The sequence below is a fragment of the Streptomyces sp. CBMA123 genome (assembly GCF_014596465.1).
Lineage (GTDB): Bacteria > Actinomycetota > Actinomycetes > Streptomycetales > Streptomycetaceae > Kitasatospora.
In genome coordinates this window covers 1-5,682 of record NZ_MECK01000313.1, presented here as the reverse complement: position 1 = coordinate 5,682, position 5,682 = coordinate 1, and the positions used below count along the sequence as shown (strand labels likewise).

Below are 5,682 nucleotides of genomic sequence, written 5' to 3'. Positions count from 1 at the left end.
CTCCCGGTTCGCCGCCCAGCTGGCCGACCGGGCCGGCCGCCCGGCGCTGGCCGGCCCGCTGCCGCAGGTGCTCACCGCCCACCGCGGCATGTTCACCGGCCAGTTGGGCGCGGGCGCGGACCCGGACGACTTTTTCCGCGACCGGGTCGAGGAGCCCGACCCGCTGCACCTCCAGGTGCTGCTGCTGCGGCACGTCCCCGGCACCGGCACGTCGGAGGAGCAGGACGGCCCCGCCGAGGTGACCGAGGACGACGAGCGGCCGCGCAGCTTCGGCGCGAACCGCGCGCACCGGCTGGCCGCCGCCCACGACGTACGGCTGACCGAGTACGCGAGCACCCGTCCGGACCCGCTGCACGCGCTGGCCGACCTGATCGCGCTGACCGACTTCGCCGCCGTCTACCTGGGGCTCGCCGCGGCGCAGTCCTGAGGCCGCTGGGGCCGGTCCGACACTTCGCGCGCCTGGCGGGAATTGTCGGACCCGCCCTAGTCTCAGCCCATGAGCGCAGAGGGCGGGACGAAGGCACTGGTGGCGGCGTTGTCCGCGAACCTGGCGATCGCGGCGGCCAAGTTCACGGCCTTCGGGTTCACCGGCTCCTCCTCGATGCTGGCCGAGGGCGTGCACTCGGTGGCGGACTCCGGCAACCAGGTGCTGCTGCTGATCGGCGGCAAGCGGGCGCGCCGGGCGGCGGACGAGGAGCACCCGTTCGGGTACGGGCGCGAGCGCTACATCTACGGCTTCCTGGTGGCGATCGTGCTGTTCAGCGTCGGTGGCCTGTTCGCGGTCTACGAGGGCTGGCACAAGGTCAACCACCCCGAGGCGCTGGACTCCTGGGGCTGGGCGGTGGGTGTGCTGTTCTTCGCCGTCGCGATGGAGGGCTGGTCCTTCCGCACCGCGGTGCGGGAGTCCGTCCGGGCCAAGGGCGCCCAGGGCTGGGTGCAGTACATCCGTACCGCCAAGGCGCCGGAGCTGCCGGTGGTGCTGCTGGAGGACGCCGGCGCGCTGATCGGCCTGGTGTTCGCGCTGTTCGGCGTCTCGCTCACCGTGATCACCGGCAACGGCGTCTGGGACGGCGTCGGCACGCTGTGCATCGGCGTCCTGCTGGTGGTGATCGCGGTGGTGCTCGCGCTGGAGACCAAGTCGCTGCTGCTCGGGGAGTCCGCCGACAAGGAGTCGGTGCGGCGGATCCGCGCCGCGCTGGTGGACGGCGAGGCGGTCACCGGGGTGATCCACATGCGCACCCTGCACCTCGGCCCGGAGGAACTGCTGGTCGCCGCCAAGATCGCCGTCAACGCGCGGGACAGCGCCGAGCGGGTGGCGCGGGCCATCGACGCCGCCGAGGAGCGGGTGCGCGCCGCCGTGCCGATCGCGCGGGCGATCTACCTGGAGCCCGACGTCTACAGCGCCGAGAAGGCCGCCGCAGGCGAGGACCCGGCCGCCACCCCGGGCGGGCCCGGCCCGGACGCGGCGCACTGACGGGCCGTCCTCCCCGGAGCTTCCGGGGGTGGGTCCCGGTCGAGCGGCGGTCGGATCCGGCGCTGGAAATCGGTCATCCGCGGACGGCCGGTGGGGCGGCCGGTGTAGATTCGTCACCAGAGCCAGAACGTCGCTGCTGATGGCGGTCGATCGGCGGCCCGCACCCGTAGGGTGTGCGCCGGTCGAGGGAGAGAGGTCCTCCGGCGGTTTGTGCTGCGCAGCGGGGAACCGGTCCGTCACCACGGACCAGGTCGCCCCGGCGTAGCCGTGCACCCGTACGGCCCGCCATGCGCACCGCACATCCGGACCTTGGCCATGCCCCACCCCATCAGCGAGGAGCAGACGCATGTCGACCGACATCACCGGTGACTTCAAGGTCGCCGACCTTTCCCTGGCGCCGTTCGGCCGCAAGGAGATCCAGCTGGCCGAGCACGAGATGCCCGGCCTGATGTCCATCCGCGCCGAGTACGCCGAGGCGCAGCCGCTGGCCGGCGCCCGGATCACCGGCTCGCTGCACATGACCGTCCAGACCGCGGTGCTGATCGAGACCCTCACGGCGCTCGGTGCCGAGGTCCGCTGGTGCTCCTGCAACATCTTCTCCACCCAGGACCACGCCGCCGCGGCCATCGCCGTCGGCCCGGAGGGCACCCCGGAGAACCCGCAGGGCGTGCCGGTCTTCGCCTGGAAGGGCGAGACCCTGGAGGAGTACTGGTGGTGCACCGAGCAGGCGCTGACCTGGCCTGACGGCAAGACCCCGAACATGATCCTGGACGACGGCGGCGACGCCACCCTGCTGATCCACAAGGGCGTCGAGTTCGAGAAGGCCGGTGCCGCTCCGGACCCGTCCACCGCGGACAACGACGAGTTCCGGATCATCCTCGAGCTGCTCAACCGCACCCTCAAGGACACCCCGAACAAGTGGACCGAGGTCGCGGCCACCATCAAGGGTGTGACCGAGGAGACCACCACCGGTGTCCACCGCCTGTACGAGATGCACCGTGACGGCCAGCTGCTGTTCCCGGCGATCAACGTCAACGACTCGGTCACCAAGTCGAAGTTCGACAACAAGTACGGCTGCCGCCACTCGCTCATCGACGGCATCAACCGCGCCACCGACGTCCTGATCGGCGGCAAGGTCGCCGTCGTCTGCGGTTACGGCGACGTCGGCAAGGGCTGCGCCGAGTCGCTGCGCGGCCAGGGCGCCCGCGTCATCGTCACCGAGATCGACCCGATCTGCGCCCTCCAGGCCGCGATGGACGGCTACCAGGTCGCCACCCTGGACGACGTGGTCGAGACCGCCGACATCTTCATCACGACCACGGGCAACAAGGACATCATCATGGCCTCCCACATGGCCCGGATGAAGCACCAGGCCATCGTCGGCAACATCGGCCACTTCGACAACGAGATCGACATGGCCGGCCTGGCCAAGCTCGACGGCGTCGTGAAGACCGAGGTCAAGCCGCAGGTCCACGAGTGGCGCAAGGCCGACGGCCGCACCATCATCGTCCTCTCCGAGGGCCGCCTGCTGAACCTGGGCAACGCGACCGGCCACCCGTCCTTCGTGATGTCCAACTCCTTCGCGAACCAGACGATCGCCCAGATCGAGCTGTTCACGAAGACCGAGGAGTACCCGATCGGCGTCTACGTGCTGCCGAAGCACCTGGACGAGAAGGTCGCCCGACTGCACCTGGACGCGCTGGGCGTGAAGCTCACCACCCTGACCCAGGAGCAGGCCGACTACATCGGCGTTCCGGTCGAGGGCCCGTACAAGGCGGAGCAGTACCGCTACTGATGCGGTGATGTCTCCGACGCCGGTGGCCGGCACCCCTGGGCGGGGTGCCGGCCACCGGCGCGTCCGGGCTCAGCGGAGGTTGCTGGTCGTCCAGGTGCTCTCGTCAGCGCCCGTGACGTGCACCAGGTCCAGCAGGCCCGGCAGGCCGCCGAACCGGTCGAGCCGGGGCAGGACAGCGGGAGCCGTGGTCACGCAGACCTGTAGGCCGGCCTCGCTCCGGCACCGCTGGGTGGGCGGAAAGTCCCTCGGGTCACTCGCCGGGGACGCCGTGACCGTGACCGTCCCGCCCTCGACCGCCAGGACGATCTGCGCCGACCAGGGCGCCGGGCCGGTGGAGCGGACCACGGATGCCGAGTCCGGCCGGACAGCCGCCGGCAGCCCGCTCAGCCAGAGCGGCATCGGGACGTCCCGGCTTCCGCCCGTGACGGACTCCGCGATCCTGATGAGGTCCTCGTCGGGGATGGCCGCCGAGGAGACGTGCGTCGTGTTGATCTGCGCCCACCGGCCGTCGGCGGTCTGCCACCGGAGGACCCGGCTGCTCCGGTCGTAGCGGGGATCCGTCGGATGCTCGACCCAGTACGCCGTCTGCCCGTTGATCGGGGCGGCCGGGACCTTCGCCTCGTCCGGGTGGGTTCCGAGGACGGGCTCGGGGCCGGGGGCGCGCAGGGTGACCTGGAGGCGGCGCATGTTCGGGTTCGGTTCCTCGGCAACGAGGTTGGAACCGAAGGAGCCGGCGCTGAAGCTGAGACCGTGCTCGCGGTCCACCCAGTCGGGCAGCCAGCCGACCTTCAGCTCGTCGGTGAGCAGCGGGGTGCCGTCGATGGCGTTCGCGGTGGGGGACGGGACCGGGGTGGCCGCGACGGAGGCCGGCGGCACGGTGGGCACCGCGTTCCCGGCCCTGGGCAGCAGGGCCGTGAAGCCGACCGTGAGCGCCGTCGCGGCGGCCACCGCGCCGATCGCGGCCCCCTGCCGGGCGCGCAGTCGGGCGCGGCCCCGGGCGATGGACGTGGCGGCGTCGAAGGCCGGCGGCGGGGCCGGTTCTTCGGCCAAGTCCCTGAGCTGGAACATGAGTTCTGTGTTTTCGAGGTTGTTCATGAGGTCTTCTCCGCGACCGCGGGAACGGGAACGAGACTGCGGCGCAGGGCGTCCAGGGCGCGTGAGCTCTGGCTCTTCACGTTGCCGGAGGAACAGCCCAGGGCCTCGGCGGCCTGGTCGATCGAGAGGTCGCAGTAGTAGCGCAGGACGACGGTGGCCCGCTGTCGGGGCGGCAGGTCGGCCAGGGCTCTGCGCAGGTCGAGCGAGACGTCCAGGTCGAGGGTCGCGGCCGCGGTCTCCGGTGGGACGCCGGTGCGGATCGTCCGGCGCCACCAGGAGGTGCGCTGCTCGGCGAGGAAGGTGTTGACCAGCGTGCGGCGGGCGTAGCCGTCGATGTTGTCCGTCCGGCTCGCCCTCGACCAGTGCACATACAGCTTGGTGATGGTCTCCTGCACCAGGTCGTCGGCCCGGTGCCAGTCCCCGCACAGCAGATAGGCGACCTTGCGCAGCCAGCCGCCCCTGGAGGTCACGTACTCCGTGAACTCCGCGTCGCGCGTCTGCTTCGCCATCCGCACCCCCTCTCGTCGTCCGGACGGCGTCTCTCCCGCGCCGTCCCACCCTCTAATGCGGGGACCGGCCCGGAATGTTGCACGGGACGACGATGCGTAGGCTTCGGGCATGCCCAACGGCCGGTACTCGCTCCATGACACCCACGACCACCTGCTGCTCGGCGAGGAGCGCTTCAGCTGCGCGCCCGGGGCGGCCGGGTGGCGGTACGTCTCCAAGACCTACGCGCCGGACGGCCGGGTGCTCGGCAGCGTCGACCTGACGCTGGACTCGCGGGCCCGGCCGCTGCGGATGGAGCTGCGGGCCGGGGGCTGGCAGGTGCGCGGCGGCGCGGTGGACGGGGTCGCCTGGGTGCGCACCGACGCGGCCGACCCGGGTGGCGAGCACACGGTGGAGGGCCACGACCGGGCGCACGGTTTCGCCGGGCGCTCGCCGGGCTTCCTGGTCGCCACCGCCCGGATGCTGCGGCTGCGGGAGGGCGCGAGCGCGCGGGTGCGGCTGGTGGCGTTCAGCGAGCCGGTGCTGGCGCCGCGCACCTTCGACCAGGGGTGGCTGCTGGAGGGTGTGGACACCCATGAGACGGACTCGGGGCCGCTGCTGGTCGAGCGGTACCAGGTGGCGGACCTGGAGACGGGGGAGCAGCAGGTCGTGCACCTGGCGGGGGACGTGGTGCTGGCGGCGGGGGGGATCGAGCTGGAGGAACTGGCGTCGCCGCCGAACGCCTGGTCGGTGGGGGAGGAGTAGCGGGGCAGGCCCTTCCGGTGGCTCGGGCTCAGCCGGGTGGGGCTCAGATTGGCGGGCCTCGGGGGGT

General features: G+C 72.0%; 5 protein-coding genes and 1 pseudogene. 4 read left to right on the top strand and 2 right to left on the bottom strand.

The window, feature by feature from the left end:
- From BG452_RS28690 to ahcY, 3 genes and pseudogenes are all read left to right on the top strand, one after another.
- Window positions 1-427: pseudogene (locus BG452_RS28690) on the top strand (SIS domain-containing protein); the annotation flags it as partial.
- Window positions 428-496: 69 nt separating this feature from the next.
- Window positions 497-1,474 carry a cation diffusion facilitator family transporter gene (locus BG452_RS28685; RefSeq protein ID WP_188307260.1) on the top strand — a complete coding sequence of 326 codons (978 nt, stop codon included), beginning with the start codon at window positions 497-499 and terminating at the stop codon, window positions 1,472-1,474.
- A 346-nt stretch (window positions 1,475-1,820) separates the two neighbouring features.
- Window positions 1,821-3,269: an adenosylhomocysteinase gene (gene ahcY, locus BG452_RS28680; protein ID WP_188307259.1), complete on the top strand. Its 1,449-nt coding sequence runs from the start codon at window positions 1,821-1,823 to the stop codon at window positions 3,267-3,269.
- Between the two features lie 69 nt (window positions 3,270-3,338).
- Here the strand turns inward: ahcY and BG452_RS28675 are convergent, their stop codons facing one another.
- Together BG452_RS28675 and BG452_RS28670 are read right to left on the bottom strand one after the other, a co-directional pair.
- On the bottom strand, window positions 3,339-4,364 hold the full coding sequence (locus BG452_RS28675; protein WP_188307258.1) for a hypothetical protein: 1,026 nt from the start codon (window positions 4,362-4,364) through the stop codon (window positions 3,339-3,341).
- Window positions 4,361-4,873, bottom strand: coding sequence for a SigE family RNA polymerase sigma factor (locus BG452_RS28670; RefSeq protein ID WP_188307257.1), 513 nt, complete (start codon window positions 4,871-4,873; stop codon window positions 4,361-4,363). The genes BG452_RS28675 and BG452_RS28670 overlap by 4 nt, the downstream gene beginning before the upstream one ends.
- Before the next feature lie 109 nt (window positions 4,874-4,982).
- Between BG452_RS28670 and BG452_RS28665 the strand changes: the two genes are divergently transcribed.
- Complete coding sequence (locus BG452_RS28665; protein ID WP_188307256.1) at window positions 4,983-5,615, top strand: hypothetical protein; 633 nt, start codon at window positions 4,983-4,985, stop codon at window positions 5,613-5,615.
- The last annotated feature ends 67 nt before the right edge of the window (window positions 5,616-5,682 follow it).